This is a genomic window from Paenibacillus sp. UNC499MF (genome assembly GCF_900107975.1).
Classification (GTDB): domain Bacteria; phylum Bacillota; class Bacilli; order Paenibacillales; family NBRC-103111; genus Paenibacillus_F.
Genome location: NZ_FNVF01000013.1, coordinates 16,158 through 37,516, shown reverse-complemented (window position 1 = coordinate 37,516; position 21,359 = coordinate 16,158). Strand labels below are relative to the sequence as shown.

Here is a 21,359-nt window from a genome sequence, read left to right as displayed (position 1 = left end):
CCTCACGGCTGACGCCTCACGGCTGACGCCTCACGGCTGACGCCTCACGGCTGACGCCTCACGGCTGACGCCTCACGGCTGACGCCTCACGGCTGTCACCGCTAATGCCTTCTCCCGCCGACCTTCAACATAGGCAGCCTCCCGTACCTACGCCTTTTTTCGGGACTTGCTCCGTCTTCTCTATCTGGAGCAGTCGTAGGCAAGTCGCCCGTGCTTGGTACGGTATTCGGAAGGCGTGCAGCCGAACCATTTCTTGAACTGCTTCGAGAAATAAAGCGGATCGGAGAAGCCGACGGAGTAGGCGATCTGCTCGATCGTCGAGCCTTCCGTCATGAGAAGCTTGGCCCGCTCCATCCGGATTTTGAGCAGAAACTGTGTCGGCGTGAGGCCCGTATGCTGCCGGAACAGCTTCGACAAGTACGTGCGGTGATAGCCCATATGCTGCGCAAGCTGCTCGATGGTCACCGGCTGGGCGTACTGAAGCTGCAGCCACCTTACGGCGCGGTCGACCTGCTGCCGCCCGGCGTCGGTTTCTTCGCCTCTGCGGCGTGGGACATCGGCATGCGCGGCAAGCTTCCCGAGCAGCAGCCGCAGCTCGCCCTCCGCCTCCAGGTCGCAGGCCGGGCCAGCTTCCCGCAGCGCACGCTCGGCCCGGCGCAGGTAGACCGGCAGGCGGGGGAGCCCCGCCGCGTGAACGACCGGCCTCTGCGCCGTGATGCCGAGGCGGATCAGCAGGTCGTCGGCGGAGGAGCCTTTGAAGCCGATCCACCTGTAGCGCCAAGGCTCGCGCGTGTCCGAAGCATACGTGACGACTTCGCCGGGGAAGATCACGAAGGTGTCGCCCGGCCCCAGCTCATATTCTTTGCCGAGGCAGCTGAAGCGTCCCTTTCCGGATTCCACGGTATGGATCAGGTAGTAATCGAGCATTTGCGGACCGACTTCGTGGCGCGGAGCGGTCTGGCCGTGACCCGCGAACAGAACGAACAGCTCTCCTTTGCCGTTGTAGGGATTGACCGACACGGAGTGAAACGGTTTAAGCATGATAAGCCTCCAATCACGATAGAAGAACGGAAGACGATAGACTTCGGACGCTTCATTTTTTATAATAAAACAAGCTGGTCAAGATTGAGCCGAGAGAGGAGCAGTACCGTATTGAAATCGAACTCGTTTCTAAAAAATAACGCCCTTCACATGGCCTGGGCCATTTCCGTGGTTGCTACGCTCGGCAGCCTCTATTTCTCGGAAATTATGGATTTTACGCCGTGCAAGCTGTGCTGGTACCAGCGTATACTGATGTATCCGCTCGTGCTGATTCTGGGAATCGCCGCAACCCGCAAGGACAACAAGCAGGTTATTTACGCGCTGCCGTTTTCCGTATGGGGGATGGGCATTTCCCTTTATCACTATCTTATGCAAAAAACGTCCCTCTTTAAAGAGGCAGCTTCCAAATGCGGCATCGTCGCATGCGATCAGGATTACATCGACTGGCTCGGATTTATTACGATTCCGCTGCTGGCCTTCACCGCTTTTACGCTGATCACCGTTATTCTCGGTCTTCTGTGGGCCCAAATGCGCAAAGAAAAATAAGGCGGCCGCTTTCCGGTTATAAGCCTGCCTGTTTCACACTACAAATCTCCATACGAAAGTGGGATGTCTCCATGTGCGGTATCGTCTTCAGGCGGTATAGTGCTAGGTATAGGCATTCCACTTTTTTAATCGGGAGATGAGAAAATGTCCAAAATCACATTCATGGGCGCAGGCAGCACGGTGTTCGCCAAAAATATATTGGGAGACTGCATGGTAACGGAGGCGCTGCAGGGCTATGAGCTCGCTTTGTTTGATATCGACGGGGAGCGGCTGCGCGACTCTGAGACGATGCTGAATCATATCAAAAACACCGTAGGCAGCACATGCCGGATTAAGGTGTACAAGGACCGGAAGGAAGCGCTCCGCGGAGCGAAGGTGGTCATTAACGCGATCCAGGTCGGCGGCTACGATCCGTGTACGATTACGGATTTTGAAATTCCGAAGAAGTACGGCCTGCGCCAGACAATTGCCGATACGGTCGGAATCGGCGGCATTTTCCGCAACCTGCGCACGATCCCGGTCGTGCTTGATTTTGCCAGGGACATGCGGGAAGTGTGTCCGGATGCCTGGTTCTTCAACTATACGAATCCGATGGCTGTACTCACGAACGTGCTCAATACGCACGGCGGGGTCAGAACGGTCGGCCTGTGCCACAGCGTCCAGGCATGCATCCCGTATATGTTCAAACATTTGGGCATCGACCCCGAAGGCGTCCAGTCCAAAATCGCGGGCATCAACCATATGGCCTGGCTGCTTGAAGTGACGAAGGACGGCAAAGACTTGTACCCCGAAATCAAGCGTCTGGCGAAGGAAAAGCAGAAAGAAAAGCACCACGACATGGTCCGTTTCGAGCTTATGTTCCGGTTCGGATACTATGTAACGGAGTCGTCCGAGCACAACGCGGAGTACCATCCGTATTTTATCAAACGGAATTATCCGGAGCTCATCGAGAAATTCAACATCCCGCTGGACGAATATCCCCGCAGATGCGTGAACCAGATCGAGCGCTGGAAAAACCTCCGTGCCGAGCTAGTCAACAACCCGCAGCTGGAGCACAAACGGTCCGGCGAATATGCTTCCTATATGATCGAAGCGATGGAGACGAACGTCCCGTACAAGATCGGCGGCAACGTGATGAACACCGGCCTGATCACCAATCTACCGAAGGAAGCCTGCGTGGAAGTGCCGTGCCTGGTCGACGCGAGCGGCATTACGCCTACGTATATCGGCGATCTGCCTCCTCAGCTGGCGGCGCTGAACCGCACGAATATCAACACCCAGCTGCTGACGATCGAGGCGGCCGTTACCCGCAAGAAGGAGCATATTTATCATGCGGCCATGCTGGACCCTCACACGTCCGCGGAGCTTTCGATCGACGATATCGTGGCGCTCTGTGACGAGCTGATAGAAGCGCACGGAGACTGGCTGCCGGCTTATACCAACTGATCGAAGAAGGGACCGGAATTGTTTTCCATGGATTCCGGCCCTTTTTTTCGCGCAAAAAATAGTTTCCGACACAAGCTCCGATTATCAGGCAAAAATTCGCTCCGTACCTCCTCCCGAAGTCCCCCTTTCGGCTCTCTGCCAGATGTCCCGGTATTCATTTTTTACGCACCGTTCGACGATGTTTTGAAAATAATTTCCGTCTAAAATTTAAATAAAAAAAGTTGTTTCCTTTTGATTTTAAGGGTGCTATGATAGCTCCATCTTAAGTTCGAGTGCTGCGAAAAGGAGGACGAAAACTGCATAAAGGATTCGCCATGCTGGAAGGATCACGTTCATTTATTCACGAGGAGGTCCAGGTATGCGTAAATTCACAGCAGGTATGCTGGCTGCCGTTATGGCGTCGGCGGCCGCCTTGTCGGGGTGTTCCGCAGGAGGCGGCGGAAAGACGGAGCTCAATTTCTGGTACGGCTGGACCGGACCGGAAGCCGAAGCGCTGGAGAAATTGATCAAGGAATTTAACGACACCCATGAAGGTATCAAAGTGAAAGGCCTCAGCCAGAGTGACTACCAGAAGCAGCTGACCGCCATTACCGGCGGCAATCCCCCCGATCTTGCATCCCAATTCGGCCAGAACGTCGCTTCCTGGGGCGTCAAAGGCGCGATGATTCCACTGGACGATTACATCAAGAAAGACGGGATCGATCTCACAGACTTTATTCCCTCGGCTCTCTCCACTTCCCAATACGAAGGCAAAACCTATGCGATCCCGATTGCGATGCATTTCAGCATGCTGTACTACAACAAAGATCTCCTGAAGGAAGCGGGCTTCGACGGTCCGCCCAAAACGATCGCCGAATTGAAAACCTACGCGGAAAAATTAAGCGTTGTCCAAGAGGGCGGAAGGCTTGACCGGCTGGGTTTATGGCCCGGAGCGGACGCATATACTTTTACGCAGGTGTTCGGCGGCAAGTTCTGGGACCCGGGCAAGAAAGAAGTCACACCGGACGATCCGGGCTTCAAGCAGGCCATCCTGCTTTCCAAAGAGCTGTGGGATAAGTACGGCACGGAAAATCTCGACCGTTTCTCCGCGTCTCTCGGCAAGTACCAGTCTTCGCAGAACCCGTTTTTCTCGGGAAAATACGCGATGGCTCTGGACGGGGAATGGCTGCCGACGTTTATCAAGCAGTATGCGCCGGGCCTGAACTACGGCATCGCGCCGATCCCTTACAGCGAGGATAAACCCGAGCTGAAAAACGCCGGCAGCATCTCCACCAGCGTCTTTTACATCCCCAAGGGCGCCAAGCATCCGGACCAGTCTTGGACGTTCCTGAAGTGGTTGACGGAAAAACAGCAGATGGTCAAATTCACGGCTGCGCTCGGCAACCTGCCGACCAGGCTTTCGTCGCTCGACGACAAGACGTATGACAGCGTTCCCGGTTTTAAGGAATATACCGAGTATGCGAAGAGTCCTAACCTCAAGTCGTTTCCGGCGCTGCCTTTTATGAACGAATATATGGACGAAATTACGAAAAAGTACAACGACATCCTCAGGGGTAAAGTCGGGGTGGACGAAGGACTTAAACTGATCAAGGATAAAATCCAGCCTCTTGTAGGGAAGTGACCGGCAAGTAAATAAGGCTCTGTGCCATTAGTTTGCAAACGCTTACTTCGACGCGCTGCCGGTCCGGCCGCTCGCGTTTAAAGCTGCCGCCGCCTGCCAGTCCGGGAAGGAGCGGCGCAATTCCGGCCTTGCCGTCTGCATACGGGCGGGAGGCCGATATTCCGAAAGGAGATCCTTCATGAGCTCCGATACGATGCCTGCCCGTACCAGCCGTCCTCCGCGCTCCCGTAAAGCCAGACGGGATTTTTGGGTCGGGCTTGCCTTCGCTCTGCCCTGGATTATCGGATTTCTCGCGTTTACCCTGTATCCGTTTTTCGGCTCCTTGTATTTCAGCTTCACGAGCTATGATTTGTTCAATTCCCCCCAGTGGGTGGGACTGCAAAATTACACGGAAATTTTAAAAGACGATACGTTCTACAAATCGCTGCGCAACACGTTCTTCATGGCGTTTATCTCCATGCCGGTCGGACTGCTCAGCTCGCTGCTGATTGCCCTGCTGCTGAACGTAAAAGTGAAGGGGATCGCTTTTTACCGGACGGTGTATTATTTGCCGGCGGTGATCCCCGTAGTGGCGAGCGCGATCCTCTGGACGTGGCTGCTTAACCCGGACTACGGGCTGATCAACATGCTGCTCCGGGCGCTGCATCTTCCGGACCCGGCCTGGCTGCTCGATCCGCGTTTTACGAAGCCTTCGCTGATCCTCATGGGCTTGTGGGGCTCCGGAGCGGGCTCGCTCATCTTTTTGGCGGCCCTGCAGGGAATTCCCCAGCCGTTTTACGAAGCGGCTTCGATTGACGGGGCGAACGTATGGCAGAGGTTCCGGCATATTACACTGCCCGGGCTTTCTCCGGTTATTCTGTTTCAGCTCATTATGGGCCTGATCGGGTCGTTTCAGATCTTCACGGAATCGTTCATTCTGACGGGAGGCAACCAGGGAGGCGCCTTGGGAGGGCCGGACCATTCCCTGATGTTCTACGCCGTCTATTTGTATCAGACTGCCTTCATGTATCTGAAAATGGGCTACGCGTCCGCCTTGGCCTGGATTCTCTTCGTCATTGTCGTCCTTATGACCGTGCTCGTGCTGAAAACGTCCGCACGCTGGGTGTATTACGGAGGTGATTAAATGAAAACTTCCGCGAGCCTTCGCGGGGACGGCAGGAGCGTCATGCCGGGTATGCCTGCCGGGGTGCCGAAAAAAAGCCGCAAAGACCCGCTTCTCATATTCCGCCGGACGATTCTGCCGCATGCGGCCCTGTCGCTGCTCGGCCTTATTTTTCTGTTTCCGTTCATCTGGCTCCTCCTGACCTCGCTTAAGAACCCGTCGGAAATTTTTCAGGTTCCGCCCGCCATCTTCCCGGAAAAGTGGCAGTGGAGCAACTATGGGAACGCCATCGGATCGATTCCGTTCTTCCTGTACATGGGCAATACGCTGCTTCTGTGCGTCATCAACATTGCCGGTCAGCTTTTCTCGGCCCCGCTTGTTGCTTATTCAATCACAAAAATCCCGTGGCGCGGAAGAGGAATTATTTTTTCGCTTGTCGTAGCGACGATGATTTTGCCGGCCCAGGTCCAGATGATACCGGTCTATATCATTTTCGCGAAGCTGGGCTGGATCAATACGTTTCTTCCGCTGACGATCGGCAGCTTTTTCGGCGCCCCGTTTTACATTTTCCTGCTGCGGCAGTTTATGATGGGGCTTCCGGGCGAACTGTGCGAGGCGGCCAAAATGGACGGCGCATCCGAGCTGCGGACGTACGGGCAAATCATCGTACCGCTGCTGAAGCCGCCGCTGATGACGATTGCCCTGTTCACCTTCGTCGGGACTTATACCGATTTTATGGGCCCGCTCATTTATTTGAACGACAATACGAAATGGACCATTACGGTCGGGCTGCAGGGATTTCTTCAGGATCACGGAGCTCAATGGGAGCTGCTTATGGCCGCTTCCGCCATTTTTACGATTCCGATGGTCGTCCTGTATTTTTTCGGGCAAAAGTATTTTATGAAAGCCGGTTCCACGCTTTCGGGTTTTAAATAAGGCGTCTTGATCCACAGGTTGCGGAGATTATTTGCAGATCGCAGAAAACAATCCGGGAGGGGGAAATAGGGCGATGAAAATCAGCCTGAGCATGTGGAGCGTTCATACGTATTGGTACGGGGGAAAATGGGATGTGACCGATTTTCTCAGGTTCGCCGCCGGAACCAAAGCGGAAGGGGTGGAGCTCTTGTCCGTCTTCTGGAAGGACAGGGAACGTGAGCTGCCCGAGATCGACCGGACGCTGGATGAGCTGGGACTGAAGGTGGCTTGCTTCTGCGCATGCAACAACTTCGTATCGGCCGATGCCGGAGAACGGGCCGCCCAGCTCCGGGAAGTGAAGGAGGCCGTCGATATGGCGGTCCATTTCGGTGCGCCCGTCGTCCGGGTTTTCTCCGGAGACCGGCCGGATGAGTCGATGCCCGTGGACGAAGGCATGGGCTATGTGCTGGAAGGGCTGAGGGCGGCCGCCGCTTATGCGGAAGAGAAGGGCAAGGTGCTGTGCCTGGAAAACCACGGGCTATTCGCGGGCCGCAGCGACCAGGTGTCGGCGATCATCCGCGAGGTGGGCTCGCCGGCTCTGCTCAGCACTTTCGACACCGGCAATTTCCTGCTGGTGGGCCAGGATCCCTCCTCGGCCGTTCAAGAGCTGCGGGGCCTGGTGGGGCATGTCCACGTCAAGGATTTCCTGCGGACGGAGCCGGGGGCGGAGGGAAGCATAAACGCCCTCGACGGTACGCCCTACGCGGGCCGGATAGCGGGAGAAGGCGACGTGGATCTGCCGTTTATTTTCCGGGAGCTGGCGGCAAGCGGGTACGACGGCTGGCTCACGGTCGAGTTCGAGGGACAGGAGGAGCCGGCGGAAGGCTCCGTGAGAGCACTTGACTACGTGCATGGGCAGCTGGAGCTTCTGAAGCGGGAATAGCCGCAGGCAGGGGGGCGCATGATCGTGCGCGCGAGGAGAGCGCGTTCACCGGCCGGCTATGCACGGATTTTGGCGGATGATGAGAACGCATCTGAACTGGGCCGGGATGAGAAGGATACCGGAAAACGGGGCCCGAACGGGCAGCAGGAAGAAATAAGGCCTGAAGTATTTTGTCCGGCGGAACATATGAGACGGAAAACGCTGCCTAACCGGACAGAGAGACGCCAGTCGGCCGGAAGTAATAGTCCGGTACGGCTGTGCCACCGGTGCTGCAGATCATAGTCCATCCTGCAGATACACGCTGATCCTGCAAATAATGGTCTGCGCAGCAGATAGTGGATAAACAGACCGGCGCTCACACGGGAACGTAACGGGTTGGCACATTCATGCCACGCTCGTTATAAACCGTCCGCCGGGTACGCAAGAAAAAAGGCGCCTGCGGGCCGCAAACCGCGCAGCCTGCCGGACAGCCGACAAGCAAAGGAGCGAACAAAACGATGAGCATTCGCGTTGGAGTTATCGGGGCCGGGTCTATTGCCCACATGTTTCATTTGAAGCATTACAAGGAGCATCCCGGCGTGGAGCTTGCGGCCGTCGCCGATATCGACAAAGCCAGAGCCGACAAAACAGCCGCCGAATACGGAACGGCTTCGTACGCGTCGGCCGAGGAGATGCTGAACGCCGAGCGGCTCGATGCCGTAAGCATCTGCACGTTCAACGACAGCCACGTGGCGCTGTCGCTGCTGGCGCTGGAGCGCGGACTCGACGTGCTTGTCGAGAAGCCGATGGCCATGAACCGCGACGAAGCCGGGCGCCTCCGCGACAAGGCGGCGGAGAGCGACCGGATCGTCATGGTCGGCATGAGCCACCGGTACCGCGCGGATGCGCAGGCGCTGCAGGGCATGGTCGCTTCGGGCGGGCTCGGCAGCATCTACTACGCGAAAACCAAAGTCCTGCGGCAGCGCGGCGTGCCCGAGGGCTGGTTCACGGACAGCCGGTACTCCGGCGGCGGACCGATGATGGACATCGGCGTCCATGTGCTCGACCTGGCCTGGTGGATGATGGGCTGTCCTCAGCCCGAATCGGTTACCGGCAGGCTGTTCCGCAAAATCGCCCCGTATTCGACGAAAGGGATAGCGGCGTACACCGCTCATTCCGATATCAACAAATCGGAAGGCGTCTACGACGTCGAAGATTTGGGTACCGCTTTTATCACGTTCAAAAACGGTGCCGTTCTTACCGTCGAAGCAAGCTGGGCGGTCAACGGCAGCCAGGATGACGCCGTCAAAGTGGAGCTCTACGGTACGGAAGGCGGGGGAAGTCTCGAGCCGCTGAGCGTTTTCACGGAAGTGAACGGCTTTCCGGTGGAACACAAGCTTTCCGTTCCGTCCGTGGACTACTACAAGGCGGAAATCGACCATTTTGTAGATTGTGTACGTACGAGGCGCCAGCCGCTATCGGATGCGGCGCAGGGGTGCGAGGTCGTCGGGATGCTGGAAGCCATCCGGCTCTCCTCGGAGTCGGGCGGGCCGATCCGGCTGTAGCCCGGTGCCGCCGGATAGAGCCGGAACAACCGGAACAACCGGAACAACCGGAACAACCGGAACAACCCAATGCCCCCTTAATACGGCCCGATACGAAGCCGTCATGACCGAGCCGAAAATTACGTATCTGGACGGGTTGCGGGGTGCGGCCGCTCTGATCGTCGTTTTGGCTCATTTTCTTCAGGTGTTTCTGCCGTCCATGTTCGAAGCCCGGCCGCAGGTTTCCCACTTTGCGTTCGACCAGTGGATTCCGCGTACGCCGTTTAATCTTTTGTTCAATGGCAATTTCGCGGTCTGCCTTTTCTTCGTTTTAAGCGGATTCGTCCTGAGCCGCCGCTTCTTCCGGTACCGCAAACGCTCGATTGTGACGGCGGCGCTCCTCAAAAGATATTTCCGCCTTGCGTTTCCCGCCGTCTGCTCGCTGCTTCTCGCATACGCGGTTATGAAGCTGGACTGGAATTTTTACGACGATGCGCGGGAGTATACGCGGGCCACGATGCCCGACCCGTACACGACGGCTCCGTCGTTTGCGGAACTGCTGGAGCAGGGCTTTATCCATACGTTTTTCGGGTATGGCATGGCTTACAATCCCGTACTCTGGACGATGACCTACGAGCTGTTCGGTTCCTTTCTCGTTTATGGCCTGCTTCTGGCCTTCGGCAAGTCCCGTTTCCGGTTTGTCTGTTACGCCGCAGGCTTGTGGCTTTTCCGGGATTCCTACTATCTGGGCTTCGTGCTGGGAATGCTGCTCAGCGATCTATCGGCCGGGGCCGGCCGGAATCTGATCGCGCTCCGCCCCGGATTCTTTCCTGCGGCGTTCGGGCTGCTCGGCCTTTTCCTCGGTTCGGTTCCTTATGTGGGCTGGCAGGGGAGCGTCTACGCCTGGCTGCCCCTCAGCCCGGAAGGATTCCCCGGGGCCGTCACCTACCGGACCGCTGGCGCGGCTCTGGTGCTGGTTGCACTGCTGAACAGCAGACCGGGGCAGAAGCTGTTCGCCAGCCGACCGATGGCTTATTTCGGGAAGCTGTCTTTTTCACTCTATCTCGTTCATTTCGCCGTGCTATGCAGCTTCTCTTGTCTGCTGTTTCTGCGGCTTGAAGGCCGCCTGTCTTACGGGCTGAACATCCTTGTGACTACGCTCGTTTCGCTCCCGCTCGTATTTGCGCTGGCCCATTTGATGTACCGTCTGATCGACATGCCGGTTGTCGGCCTGCTGTCCCGGATACGTTTCGCTGCTTACAGCGGAAGCGATACCGGTAAAGGCGTGAGAAATGCCCCGACGGAAGCGGAAGTCCAGCTTGCGGGGCGTACACGCGCGACGGGCCCGGATTCCTGAATCCGAATTCCCGAATCCGCCTTGACCGCCGTCATACATGCTGTGCAAGAGATCGGCGGCTCGGTGACCGAAGCTGATGAGGAGCGGACTATCGGATTACGTCTTGAACATCCTCGCACCGGCGCATCCGGTCGGTCTCAACCAGGACGGAAAAGCCGGTTCCCTAGACAAGGGAGCCGGCTTTTTACTGTTTCCATTTTTACTTATGGGCCACAAGCTCTCCGCTTCCGGCCTCGACAAAAGCGATCCGGCTTCCCCCGCTTCCTTTTAGAACAGGCGTGTACAGCAGAATGTAGGCACTTTCGGGCGATTCGGCGTCATAATCCCGCTCCCATTCCAGCTCGAAGGTCACCGCCTCTGAGTAGAGCCTGAGAGCTTCAACGGCACTCAGCTTCACCGACGGAGCAAGATGCCGGATTTCTTCGGGATTCCAGTCGGGTCCCGAGAACCGGTCCACATGACCGGTGGAAGCATTCACGCATACCGTCACGAACTGCAGGTATAGGGGAATGTCCCGGAAGCGCAGCTGCCACGTGAAGAAGTAACGGAGCTGGCCGTCCGTTTCCGACTTGGCATCCCCGGCGCTTTTTTCCTGAAAATAAAAAGCAAGACCCGGCACTCCAAGCCAGTCGCGCATCGCTTTACGGAGAAAGGCGCCTGCCCGGTTCAGGCAGTCTTCATAGGAGAGGGCAAGCTCACCCGGCCTGCGGACCATCCAGATAAAGGAGCGCAGGCGGCCGGTGTCCTTATCGGCGACCGCTTTTACCGTCCCTTCCATGCGTCTGCGGAAAAAGGCGTCCAGTGAGAGGTCCGCCGGGTTCTCCTCCCGGTCCGCAGCGTGCCAGACGATTCCTTGGAGGTTCTCGTCCATATCCCTCTCCCTGTCTTTTACGAGGGGATAGGTGGGAATACCGATCAGCTCTTCAAGACTGCTGCACGAATCACCGCTCTCCTCCTCGGGCGATAACTCGAATGCCGTGAAAGCTTCGTCCTCTTCCGGTTCCTCGGCAGACAACACAGCACCTGTCCCGGCATCGTAGCGCAGGAAGCCGGGCTCCGGCCGATAAACGAGATGAAGCCGGTCGTCGCCGCCCGCATAGAGCGCGGTGTGGAGTTTGGCGATCGTAAGCTTCATCTCCACGGATTCGGCTATGTGCCGCCGGAGCTGTTCAGGCTGTGCCAGGGAAGCGGGAAGAGGAGGCTCGGCTGCGGTCCCTTTGTAGGTGAACCCCGTTACCTCTCCCGATAAGGTTAGGTGGACATAAGCGCCTGTCTGAGGAAGCGGCAGATCGAGAGCGGTCTGCGTCCATTCGAAGAAAGCCCTATCCTCTCCGATACGGGATTCCGTCAAATGAAACCGGCCGGCCTCTTCCGGTCGTCGGGCATGGAAAAAAGAGCGTGCCCGCTCGCCTAAAGCCTCTTCGCCAAGCGGAGATCCTTCCTTGCATAGATCTTCGTCTACGGAGTAGGAGAGGAGCCGGCCGGCCTCGTCGAGGGTGACGGAAATTCCGCTCTCGCCGGATGGCTCCTGCCACACAAACATGGCCTCCGCTCCGCCTTTTTCTCCCTCCTGCATATCCTCGATAATCAAGTTGAAGTGTGCCGGTACGGAACCGGTCACCGCTGCTTTCTGCCTAAGTTCGTCGATAAGCACCCAGATCGCCCCTTTGCCGGCGGGGCCGGTAAGTCCCCTGATTTGCGGCGGAAATAGTTGTTCCCTTTTACGTTTAAAACATAGTTTTAAGCAAGGATTCCTCAGCCCGCTGTCGAATTGGGAAGATTAGCCTCACATTTTAGGAAATCAAGGTGATTCCATGAAAAAAACCGCTGCGGCATCCGCCGTTCTGCTGCTTTCCGGAATACTGGCCGGGTGCGCAGTCAATTCCAACGTATCAAATTCGGGAAGTCCTGTCCAATCTCAGGCACCTGCCGCCGGCGCTTCCGCGGCTCCGACCAAGGCGCCTTCAACAACGCCGCAAAAAACGCCGGCAGACAGCGTGAAGCCTTCCGCTTCTCCGTCCGCGTCGGCGTCCCCGGCAGCTTCTCCCGCGCCTTCGTCCGCGGTGAAGGCTCCATCGTCGTCGGCACCGTCCGCTTCTCCCTCGGCAAAGCCGTCCGGCTCCACGGATATCGCGAAACCGTCTCCGCAGACGAAAGGCGAGATCGGCGGGAGCCGTCAGGCTCTGTCCTGGTATTACATGAAAAAGCCGAAAGGCCAGGTGCCGGATTTTCCGAAAGAAACGAAATCCTTCACCGCCAAGGAGAAAGCCGTCTGGGTCGGACAGGGCAAGAACGTTTACCTGACCATAGACAACGGCGGCCCGATGGGGGACACCGCGAAACTTCTGAAGACCCTTAAAGAGAACAACGTGAAGGCGAACTTCTTCATTTCAGGCAGCAACGTCAAGGCCCATCCCGATTTTATCAAGCAGCTGGCGGCGGACGGCCATCTCATAGCCAATCATACGATGACGCACAAAGATATGAATACGCTGAGCGACGAGCAAGTACGTAAAGAAATTACCGATTTCGAGAAGCTGTACAAAAGCATTACCGGGCAGGAAGTCGTTAAATATTTCCGCTTCCCGTACGGAAAATACAGCACGCATCTGCTCGGTCTGGCTTCGGATATGGGCTATACCTCCGTATTCTGGTCAACCGCGATGCGTGACTGGGAGCCCCGTGCGAACGGAGCCGAGGACCCTTACAACGATATCATGAACAACCTGCACCCGGGGAATATCATCCTCATGCACCAGGGCTCCAAAGAAAACATGGAAGCGCTGGACCGCATTCTGAAAGACGTGAAAAAAGCCGGCTACTCCTTCGGTCTGGTAAGTGAGATCAAGCGCTGATACCTTGATTGCCGGAAGCGCCCGGATCTCGTCCGGGCCTTAACCCCAGCCAGTCCTGCAGCTCCGGGCGCATGCCGCTACGGAGCTGCTTTCGTTGGCACCGAATCGGAAATCTGGTATGATACCTAGGTACATTTCGGCTTGGGCAATCATATTCTATCCATGTATTTACAAGCAATCATTTCATTCGCAAAGGAAGCGTATAAGTGTGCAGCAAGCGATAGCCATCCTAGACTCCGGAGTCGGAGGATTAACTGTTGTAAAAGAAGTAATGCGACAGCTTCCGCAGGAAAAAGTGATTTATTTCGGCGATACGGCCAGAACCCCTTACGGCCCCAGACCCGCCGACGAAGTTCTCGCGTTTACGAATCAAATTGTGGATTACCTGATCCAATTTAACCCTAAAATGATCGTGATCGCCTGCAATACCGCGACGGCGGTCGCGCTGGAACAAATCCGCGGACGGCTGGATATTCCGGTGCTGGGCGTCATTTCGCCGGGAGCCCGTGCCGCGATCAAGACGACGCGAAGCAGCATTGTCGGCGTCATCGGCACGGAAGGCACGATCCGGAGCAAAGCGTACGAGCAGGCGCTGAAGACGATCTCGCCCACGATCCAGGTTCACTCGCTGGCCTGCCCGGCCCTGGTGCCGCTCGTGGAGCGGGGATTGTACTTTTCCGAGGAAGCGGTAGATACCGTGCGCGATTCTCTTCAGCCGCTGCTCGACAAGCCCATGGATTGTCTCATTCTCGGCTGCACGCACTATCCGTTCCTGACGGAAGCGATCACCCGTGTGGTCCATCCCGACGTGACGCTGATCTCTTCCGCGGACGAGACCGCCCGGGAAATCAGCACGATTCTTTATCACCAGGGAATGCTGGCGACGACCAAAGACATTCCGGTGCACCAGTTTTTCTGCAGCGGCGATGCCGAGATGTTCCATCAGATTACGGGCTCCTGGCTTCGCGAGCAGCTGCTCGCCACCCCGGTTGTGTGGCAGGTGCCGACATTCGTCTAAACCGCAGCCTTTACGCAGCCAAACGACAGGACCGGTAAGTTCCGCCGTATTCGATTCAGAAACGGTCGGAACCTGCCGGTCCTTTTGCATGCCCGGGACATGAAGAAGGGAGAGGGGGCATAGACATATATTCACAACCCGGTACAGGGAAGCGCGTGCGTGAACGAATACGGCTTCCCTTTGCCTTGTCCCGAGGAGGTATGAGTGGTATGCCGTTTCGCCACGTCGTTCAACAGGGGGAGACGCTTCAGCGGATCGCCAGATCGTATGCCGTCAATGCGGTCTCCCTTATGGCCGCGAACCCGCAGCTTAGTCTTCATGAGTATGTCATTCCGGGACAAATTGTCCTGATCCCACCCAAACTCGATCATCAATATACGGTTCAGCCCGGCGATGCCTGGGAAAGCGTGTCGCTGCGCTTCGGGTTATCCCGGGAAGAACTCTGGAAGGCGAATACCTTCCTGGATCCGGATGTGCTCCGGGCGGGCGTCACAATCGATGTGCCGGTTGTCCGCGACAGGACGGTGGTCCGCATGGCCGAGGAATACGGCTATCCCGAAATGCTCCGGGATTTGACGCTTCTGAAGGAACGATACCCGTTTCTGGAGGAAACATGCATCGGGAGTAGTGTGCTCGGCCGGAAAATCCCCGCGGTCCGGATCGGCACCGGAAGCCGGGAGATCCAGGTCAACGCATCGTTCCACGCCAACGAATGGATCACCTCTCTGGCTGCCGTGAAATTTCTTGAAGACTACGCGGAGGCTGTCCGCCAAGGAGGAGATATTCACGGCTCCGATGCGGCGGAATTGTTCCGCGAGACGAGCTTATGGATCGTGCCGATGGTGAATCCCGACGGAGTCGAGCTCGTGCTCGGAGGCATCTATCCGGCGCATCCCCTTTTCGCTTCCCTCCATGAGTGGAACGGAGGCTCTTTTGATTTCCGCCGGTGGAAAGCGAACATCAACGGCGTCGATCTTAACGATCAGTTTCCCGCCTTCTGGGAAGAGGAGCGGGCCCGGCGCGCAGTACCCGGCCCGGGCCCGCGCGACTATACGGGCGAGGCTCCGCTGACGGAGCCCGAAGCGGCAGCCGTCGCTGAATTCACCCGCAGCCGCCGCTTCGCTCACGTCATCGCCCTCCACACGCAGGGGCGCGAAATATACTGGAACTACCGGGACTATGAACCGGAAGACGCCGAATTTCTGGCCCAGAAGCTTGAGCGGGCAAGCGGCTGCAAGAGTGTAAAGCTGCGGGGCAGCGATGCGGGGTTCAAGGACTGGTTCATCTACGAATTCCGGCGTCCGGGATTCACCGTCGAACTGGGAAGCGGAACCAACCCGCTCCCGCTGGAGCAGTTTCCGCAGCTTTACGAAGAAGCCGCCCGGCTCCTTGTCCGGGCTCTCTCCCTGTAAACGCGGAAGGAAGCCGCCGCCCCCGGTACAAACGTCCAATCCCTCCGAAAGCGGTTCCCATATAATGAACCAGGCGTATAGGGGAGGGAATGACGATGGCGGGCAAGAGCGGAAAAGGAAAAGGCGGCAAGAAGATCGAATCCTCCGGCAGAGTGCAGTATACAATGAGGATTGTCGAATCATCTACCTGTGCTTCTTGCAAACAGCAGTGCGCAAGGGGACTGTTATATCTGGAGCGGATGTCCCGGCCCGGTGCGCTGGGCAAAGGGGTACCGTGTATTCTGACGCGCAGAAAATTAACGTAAGCCTATAAAAGCGGGCCGATTCGGCCTGAAAACAAACCGACTGATCCCGAAGACTCAGGCCCGGACACGCGTCCGGGCATATTTGGGTTTATTTTGCATGACTTAAAATGGTAAAAGATACCTATATAAAGTAATTGTATGAATTATGCATTTTAATGGTAAACTAGTAGAGATTATAGGTATAAAGGTTTTTGAAGTTTAATTAATTTTGTTTTATGATAAAGAGTAAGACCAATCCGAATAGGAGGAATAGTATGTCCGGGATTCTGCCACTCGACCAGTTCAAGGAGTTGGAACGTGAGGAGCAAATACGGTTAATTAATCAGTGGAAAGAAGATTATTCCGTAGGCGAAATTACGTCGGCATGGAAGCTTAATAATGCGGCAACCTACTATACCATTTTGAAAAAACTGAACATCTACAACGATACAGTCAGAACGTCCAACAAGTTTATGGGCTATACAAATTACCGCTCCCAGAGCAGATCACTGGAGCGGCCTTCCGAACCGTCCGACTTCCGGCGTCTTCCCGAATCTGTTCAGGCAGACAATCGTCCGGTCGTTTCGGCCCCGGCTTTGTCGATCTCGGACAACTTCCGCTACAATGTAAACGGAACTTACCCGGCCGAAGAGGTCGCGCAGATTTTGGAGCGGCTCAGCCTGTTTCTTAAAATCAGGAGTCATGTCCCCGTGAACGTGGAATTGAACATCCGATTCGGCGATTCGGATGCTGTGACAAGTGAGCTGCAATCCGGCGAACCGCACAGTTGAGAAACGAATGTAGAGATTTGAGGACAGAGCATCGGCTTATGCGTGATGCTCTTTGTTCTTTCCGCGGCGATTCCGGGTAAGAGGAGATATACGCAACGGGATTAATCTGAAACGATAGATGCCGGATTGCGTATAGGCTATTAGGGACTTCCGTCGCAGACGGGAACGCGGCTCAGCTTGACGTTCACCTTTAACGGATCAGGTCCACCCTAAGGAGGGAACCCGTGTGAAAAAACTTTTGTCACTCCGCCACTGGAGCCATGTATTCAAGCGTGCGGGAAAACTGCTCATGTCTCCGAACGTGCCGATAGGCAGCAAACTTCTCTTTGTAGTTCCGGCGCTGCTGTACTGGGTACTTCCCGACGTTCTGCCGTTTATGCCGATTGACGATATAGCGGTCACGATGATGCTGGCTAACTGGTTCACGGGCTGGATGGAGCGCAAATATCCGCAGGCTTGATAAATATGAATCCGTTAGGCGGAAGAAAGCCTAATTCCAATATACACGATATAGACAGCTTGGAAAGACTTGCATCGGATATTTCGCCCGGGATCGGGCTGAATGTTCACGAAGAGACGTTTGTAAGCCGCGGTCTCGCGGGAAGGGGGTCAGCCCCGCCCGTGACCGCGGCTTTTTTGCGTACCTGGGAAGCCGGTAAATGGCAAGAATAAATCCACGATAGAACAACGAACAAACGATAAGAAGGCCTTTTACAGGGAATCGGACTCTCCGGGGTGGATGGAGCATTTGTTCTCGATAAACCGGATCTGGTTTTCCAGGCGGTTCACTTTCTCGTTATGCACGAGCGACCCCGGGATCATGCTGATTCTGAGGTCGTTCAGCTCTTCCTTCAACTGGTGCAGGTCCAGACCCGCGTGGGCGCAATCGTAATTGCTTTCGAGGTTTTCAATCATCGGCCGCTGCCTCCCTGTTTCAAGGATGAATGGACTTATTTGCTTTTGCCGCTGCTGTTCTTGCGGTCGGAAGTGCGGGTCGTCGTGTTTTGCCGGGCGTGGCCCTGCTGTTTGTGAGACACTGACATCACCCCCTGTCCGGTCGGATTGGTCATGACAGAGCACGTGTACGAAGCTTAGTATGCGGCACGGCGGGTTTTCTATACGGGTCTCCGGATTGCCGCCCCGCTCTCCTTCGCGAAGGCCAAAAGAACCCATAAAAAAGACCCTGAACCGGGGATGTAACCCCTTTCAAGGTCGGCTTTTTAAAAAAATTATTGTGAAACGCCCGAGATCAGACGGTTCTCCAAACTTTTTTTGACTTTCTTGATGGCTTCGGTTTCCACCTTATGGTCCGAGTTAAACTTCTGTCCGGAGAGGGCCATGGCTTCCTTAACGGTCATTTCAACAAGAATCGTATCGTCCCCTTGGGGAATGTGCAGATTGGCATTCATGTACTTCACTCCTTGTCAATCCAGATTAGGGGTGCGACTGCTCGGTTTCGGAAGCGATGAATGTTTGCCGGGTGCAAGGCGGAAAGTGTTCGTAGTCCGCCTTTTTAATATAACACATGATGTAAGGTCGCTCAATAGGCTGCACACAATAAAAGGAAAAAAACAGAGCTTCGGGATGATCCGAAAAACTCTGTTTTTAATCGGGGAATTAACCGTTGATCTTGATGCCCAGCACGTGATCCAGCGGAACGGGTCCGATATCGCGGCTGTCTTTGCTGTTGTTGCGGTTATCTCCCATCACGAAGACATGGTCCGCGGGGACGGTAATTTCCTCATTCGATTCATACAGCATCGTTTCGTTGAGATAGGGCTCGTCCAGAGGCTGTCCGTTGCGGTATACTTTGTTGTCTTTGAACTGGAGCTTATCGCCGGCTTTGCCGATGACGCGTTTGACATACAGGTTATCGTCCACTTTACCGCTCAGCAGCGAAAACAGCGGGTGTTCCATGATGTCGTCTTTCAGCGTACGCTCCCGGCTTACGCGGCTGTCGATAATGACGATGTCCCCGTAGTCAGGCTCGTAGCCCAGCGTGTGCGACAATTTCGATACGTAAATACGTTCCTGGTCGGATAGAGTCGGGTCCATCGAATGGCCCAGCACCTTGGTCGGCTGAATACCGAAGATTCCGATAACGAGTGCAATGACGAACGCGATTCCGAGGGAAAGCGCCCAGCCTCCAATTTCTTTTGCCACCTTATTCATCGCAAATTCCCTGCCTTCCGGTTTACAAATCTCATAAATTTCTCTTAGCTTGAGTATATCACGGCTGTTCACGCCTAGACAAAAAAAAGAGGCCGTCCGGGCCTCTTTCATGTTTAAGCTTGTCTTAACGGGCGGGTCTAATATTCATCCTCGGGAGAACGGATCCATTTGCGCAGATAGCCCTGGTCATACAACGCTTTGATGAGAATAATGAGGATCGGGGAAAGAATAACCCCTGCAACCCCGAATAACGACAGGGAAATGATCATAAAGGACAGCATCGTAAAAGCGGATACCCCGAGCGACTCGCCCGTAATCTTGGGCTCCAGCACCTGCCGGACGAGAACGACTACAGCCAGCACGACGGTCAGCCAGACGCCCGTCATCGTGCTTCCCGCGATAAAGTGGTACACGATCCACGGCACGAACAGGGTCGAGACGCCGAGCAGCGGCAGCACATCGAAGAAAGCGGCCAGCAGCGAGATCGTAAAAGCGTTGTTGATGCCGAGAATCATGAGCGAGACCAGAACCATCACGAACGTGATAGAGATAAGAATGAGCTGGGATTTCAGGTAGCTCACGATGCCTTTGATAACGTTCTCGCGGAGAAAATCGAACGCTTTGCGGAACGTTTTGGGCGTTTTTTCGCGGGCGTTCTTTTTCCACCAGTCGATTTCAAGGGAAAGGAAGAAGGCCAGGATGACGCCGGCTACGAAATTCAGCATAAATGTCGAAAAAGAAGTAACGAGTCCCATGACGCCGCTGGTTAAGAAATTAAGCAGGGTTTTCAGGAAATTCGTGGCGAAGCTTGTCGCTTTCGTCGCCATCTGATTGGCGATTTCCCTGGATTTCTCGATCACATCGGGAGGAAGCGCCTCGATGCTGTTTTGCAGATCGATCGTACGTTTTGTAATTTGCTCCTGAAGCATCTGGGTATACTTAGGAAGTGCCGTAACCAGATTGTCGATCTGGCTCGTAAAGAGAAATCCCGCTCCGGTAAAGACGGCCAGTATGACGAGGATGAAAAGCAGCGTCGAAATCGTCGTCGCGAGCATTTTTTTCAATCCCCTGCGGTTCAGGAAGCGGGCGAGGGGCTCGATCATGGCAAAAATGATGAAAGCCCAGAAAATCGGCGTGGCGATCGAGTAAATAAAGCTGAACAATTTCATGAACAGAAAAACGGTGAGGACGATCAGCCCAATATCCAGGATGGTTTTGTAGTACCGTTTATAAAACGATATCATAGCATTCCTCCGTAATCGTTATGGCCGCTGGCAGGACGTGTGGGGGATGACAGGGTAGTTGCCGGGCAGGTTTGCCATGCTTTGGCAGGTTATGTAGGTAGAAAATAACCGGGGACGGACAGGTCGCAAGCTTCAGGCATGCTGCCCGTCAGTCTCCCGGCTGCAGGAGAACCGCGGTTACTGCGCAGTCAGAATGAGCGGTCCGTCCTGCGTGATGGCGATGGTGTGCTCGTATTGGGCGGACAGGCTTCCGTCCACCGTACGGGCGGTCCAGCCGTCGAGATCCACGGTGGCGAAGTACATGCCCGTATTGAGCATCGGCTCGATCGTCAGCACCATGCCCTCCTTGAGCCTCGTGCCGCGGCCGGCCGGGCCGTAGTGGGGCACCTGGGGCTCCTCGTGCATCTTCTGGCCGATTCCGTGGCCCGTGAAGTCGCGGACGACCGAATAGCCGCGTTCTTCCGCGAACACTTGAATCGCATGGGCGATATCGCCGATCCGGTTGCCGATCACCGCCTGCTCGATGCCTTTGTACAAGGATTCCTTCGTCGTCTCAAGCAGGTTGCCGGCTTCCTCGGAAACCGTGCCGACCGCATAGGACCAGGCGGAATCCGCGAGCCAGCCGTCCAGTTTGACAACCATATCGATGGTCACGATATCCCCGTTATTCAACGGCTCCTTCTTCGGAAAGCCGTGGCAGATAACATCGTTCACGGAGGCGCAGGTCGCATACTGGTACCCTTTGTACCCTTTCTGTTCAGGCGTAGCGCCGTTCTCGTGCAGGAACTGTTCCGTGAACTGATCGATTTCCCAGGTGGTTACGCCCGGGCGGATCATTTTCGCGATTTCGCGGTGGCATGCCGCCAGAAGCCTGCCGGCCCGGTGCATTTTTTCAATTTCGTCTTTGGTCTTAATCGTTACCATAAGAGCGATCCATCTCCTCTGCCGAATTATTTGTATATTCCATCAGTATGACCTTTCGGCAGCTTCTAGTTTCGTTCGGGTCAAAAAAAGACGCCGCTTGGTGCGATTGATATCCCGATAAAGGTCAGCGTAACTTAAAAAGCTCTCCAAAGCCCGTGAGAAAGC

Annotated in this window: 21 protein-coding genes; 14 read left to right on the top strand and 7 right to left on the bottom strand. The window is 55.7% G+C overall.

Annotation, left to right across the window (positions count from 1 at the left end):
- Window positions 1-180: 180 nt before the first annotated feature.
- Window positions 181-1,041: an AraC family transcriptional regulator gene (locus C4S74_RS21115; protein ID WP_103997322.1), complete on the bottom strand. Its 861-nt coding sequence runs from the start codon at window positions 1,039-1,041 to the stop codon at window positions 181-183.
- Window positions 1,042-1,152: 111 nt separating this feature from the next.
- On the opposite strand from C4S74_RS21115, the gene C4S74_RS21110 reads away from it, so the two are divergent.
- From C4S74_RS21110 to C4S74_RS21075, 8 genes are all read left to right on the top strand, one after another.
- Window positions 1,153-1,587, top strand: coding sequence for a disulfide oxidoreductase (locus tag C4S74_RS21110; RefSeq protein WP_103997321.1), 435 nt, complete (start codon window positions 1,153-1,155; stop codon window positions 1,585-1,587).
- 144 nt (window positions 1,588-1,731) lie between these two features.
- Window positions 1,732-3,033 carry an alpha-glucosidase/alpha-galactosidase gene (locus C4S74_RS21105; protein ID WP_103997320.1) on the top strand — a complete coding sequence of 434 codons (1,302 nt, stop codon included), beginning with the start codon at window positions 1,732-1,734 and terminating at the stop codon, window positions 3,031-3,033.
- A 358-nt stretch (window positions 3,034-3,391) separates the two neighbouring features.
- Window positions 3,392-4,654 carry an ABC transporter substrate-binding protein gene (locus tag C4S74_RS21100; protein ID WP_103997319.1) on the top strand — a complete coding sequence of 421 codons (1,263 nt, stop codon included), beginning with the start codon at window positions 3,392-3,394 and terminating at the stop codon, window positions 4,652-4,654.
- 178 nt (window positions 4,655-4,832) lie between these two features.
- Window positions 4,833-5,777 (top strand): carbohydrate ABC transporter permease, encoded by a 945-nt coding sequence (locus C4S74_RS21095; protein ID WP_103997318.1) that lies wholly within the window; start codon window positions 4,833-4,835, stop codon window positions 5,775-5,777.
- A complete protein-coding gene (locus C4S74_RS21090; RefSeq protein ID WP_103997317.1) occupies window positions 5,778-6,692 on the top strand; it encodes a carbohydrate ABC transporter permease in 915 nt (304 codons plus the stop codon).
- Between the two features lie 73 nt (window positions 6,693-6,765).
- Window positions 6,766-7,614: a sugar phosphate isomerase/epimerase gene (locus C4S74_RS21085; protein ID WP_103997316.1), complete on the top strand. Its 849-nt coding sequence runs from the start codon at window positions 6,766-6,768 to the stop codon at window positions 7,612-7,614.
- Window positions 7,615-8,111: 497 nt separating this feature from the next.
- Complete coding sequence (locus tag C4S74_RS21080; RefSeq protein ID WP_103997315.1) at window positions 8,112-9,158, top strand: Gfo/Idh/MocA family protein; 1,047 nt, start codon at window positions 8,112-8,114, stop codon at window positions 9,156-9,158.
- 103 nt (window positions 9,159-9,261) lie between these two features.
- Window positions 9,262-10,494, top strand: coding sequence for an acyltransferase (locus tag C4S74_RS21075; protein ID WP_103997314.1), 1,233 nt, complete (start codon window positions 9,262-9,264; stop codon window positions 10,492-10,494).
- A gap of 199 nt (window positions 10,495-10,693) precedes the next feature.
- On the opposite strand, the gene C4S74_RS21070 is transcribed toward C4S74_RS21075, so the two are convergent.
- Entirely contained in the window at window positions 10,694-12,148 is a 1,455-nt protein-coding gene (locus C4S74_RS21070; protein ID WP_103997313.1) for a YcdB/YcdC domain-containing protein, read from the bottom strand.
- Window positions 12,149-12,308: 160 nt separating this feature from the next.
- On the opposite strand from C4S74_RS21070, the gene C4S74_RS21065 reads away from it, so the two are divergent.
- The 6 genes from C4S74_RS21065 to C4S74_RS21040 all read left to right on the top strand — a co-directional run bounded on the left by C4S74_RS21065 (window position 12,309) and on the right by C4S74_RS21040 (window position 17,314).
- Window positions 12,309-13,349, top strand: coding sequence for a polysaccharide deacetylase family protein (locus tag C4S74_RS21065; RefSeq protein ID WP_103997312.1), 1,041 nt, complete (start codon window positions 12,309-12,311; stop codon window positions 13,347-13,349).
- 208 nt (window positions 13,350-13,557) lie between these two features.
- A complete protein-coding gene (racE, locus tag C4S74_RS21060; protein WP_103997311.1) occupies window positions 13,558-14,367 on the top strand; it encodes a glutamate racemase in 810 nt (269 codons plus the stop codon).
- A 209-nt stretch (window positions 14,368-14,576) separates the two neighbouring features.
- A complete protein-coding gene (locus C4S74_RS21055) occupies window positions 14,577-15,779 on the top strand; it encodes a M14 family metallopeptidase (protein ID WP_103997310.1) in 1,203 nt (400 codons plus the stop codon).
- Between the two features lie 95 nt (window positions 15,780-15,874).
- Window positions 15,875-16,084, top strand: a complete 210-nt coding sequence (locus tag C4S74_RS27090; protein ID WP_103997309.1) for a hypothetical protein — start codon at window positions 15,875-15,877, stop codon at window positions 16,082-16,084.
- A 254-nt stretch (window positions 16,085-16,338) separates the two neighbouring features.
- Complete coding sequence (locus tag C4S74_RS21045) at window positions 16,339-16,854, top strand: hypothetical protein (protein WP_103997308.1); 516 nt, start codon at window positions 16,339-16,341, stop codon at window positions 16,852-16,854.
- Window positions 16,855-17,080: 226 nt separating this feature from the next.
- The gene (locus C4S74_RS21040) at window positions 17,081-17,314 is read left to right on the top strand and encodes a hypothetical protein (RefSeq protein ID WP_103997307.1); all 234 of its coding nucleotides are present in this window, start codon (window positions 17,081-17,083) and stop codon (window positions 17,312-17,314) included.
- A gap of 251 nt (window positions 17,315-17,565) precedes the next feature.
- Here C4S74_RS21040 and C4S74_RS21030 read toward each other — a convergent pair whose 3' ends face one another.
- From C4S74_RS21030 to map, 5 genes are all read right to left on the bottom strand, one after another.
- Window positions 17,566-17,769 (bottom strand): DUF2524 domain-containing protein, encoded by a 204-nt coding sequence (locus tag C4S74_RS21030; RefSeq protein ID WP_103997305.1) that lies wholly within the window; start codon window positions 17,767-17,769, stop codon window positions 17,566-17,568.
- Window positions 17,770-18,083: 314 nt separating this feature from the next.
- Entirely contained in the window at window positions 18,084-18,263 is a 180-nt protein-coding gene (locus tag C4S74_RS21025) for a hypothetical protein (RefSeq protein ID WP_103997304.1), read from the bottom strand.
- Window positions 18,264-18,471: 208 nt separating this feature from the next.
- Window positions 18,472-19,026: a signal peptidase I gene (lepB, locus tag C4S74_RS21020; RefSeq protein ID WP_103997397.1), complete on the bottom strand. Its 555-nt coding sequence runs from the start codon at window positions 19,024-19,026 to the stop codon at window positions 18,472-18,474.
- Between the two features lie 137 nt (window positions 19,027-19,163).
- The gene (gene ytvI / locus C4S74_RS21015; RefSeq protein ID WP_103997303.1) at window positions 19,164-20,270 is read right to left on the bottom strand and encodes a sporulation integral membrane protein YtvI; all 1,107 of its coding nucleotides are present in this window, start codon (window positions 20,268-20,270) and stop codon (window positions 19,164-19,166) included.
- 177 nt (window positions 20,271-20,447) lie between these two features.
- Window positions 20,448-21,194 (bottom strand): type I methionyl aminopeptidase, encoded by a 747-nt coding sequence (map, locus tag C4S74_RS21010; protein WP_103997302.1) that lies wholly within the window; start codon window positions 21,192-21,194, stop codon window positions 20,448-20,450.
- Window positions 21,195-21,359: the final 165 nt, after the last annotated feature.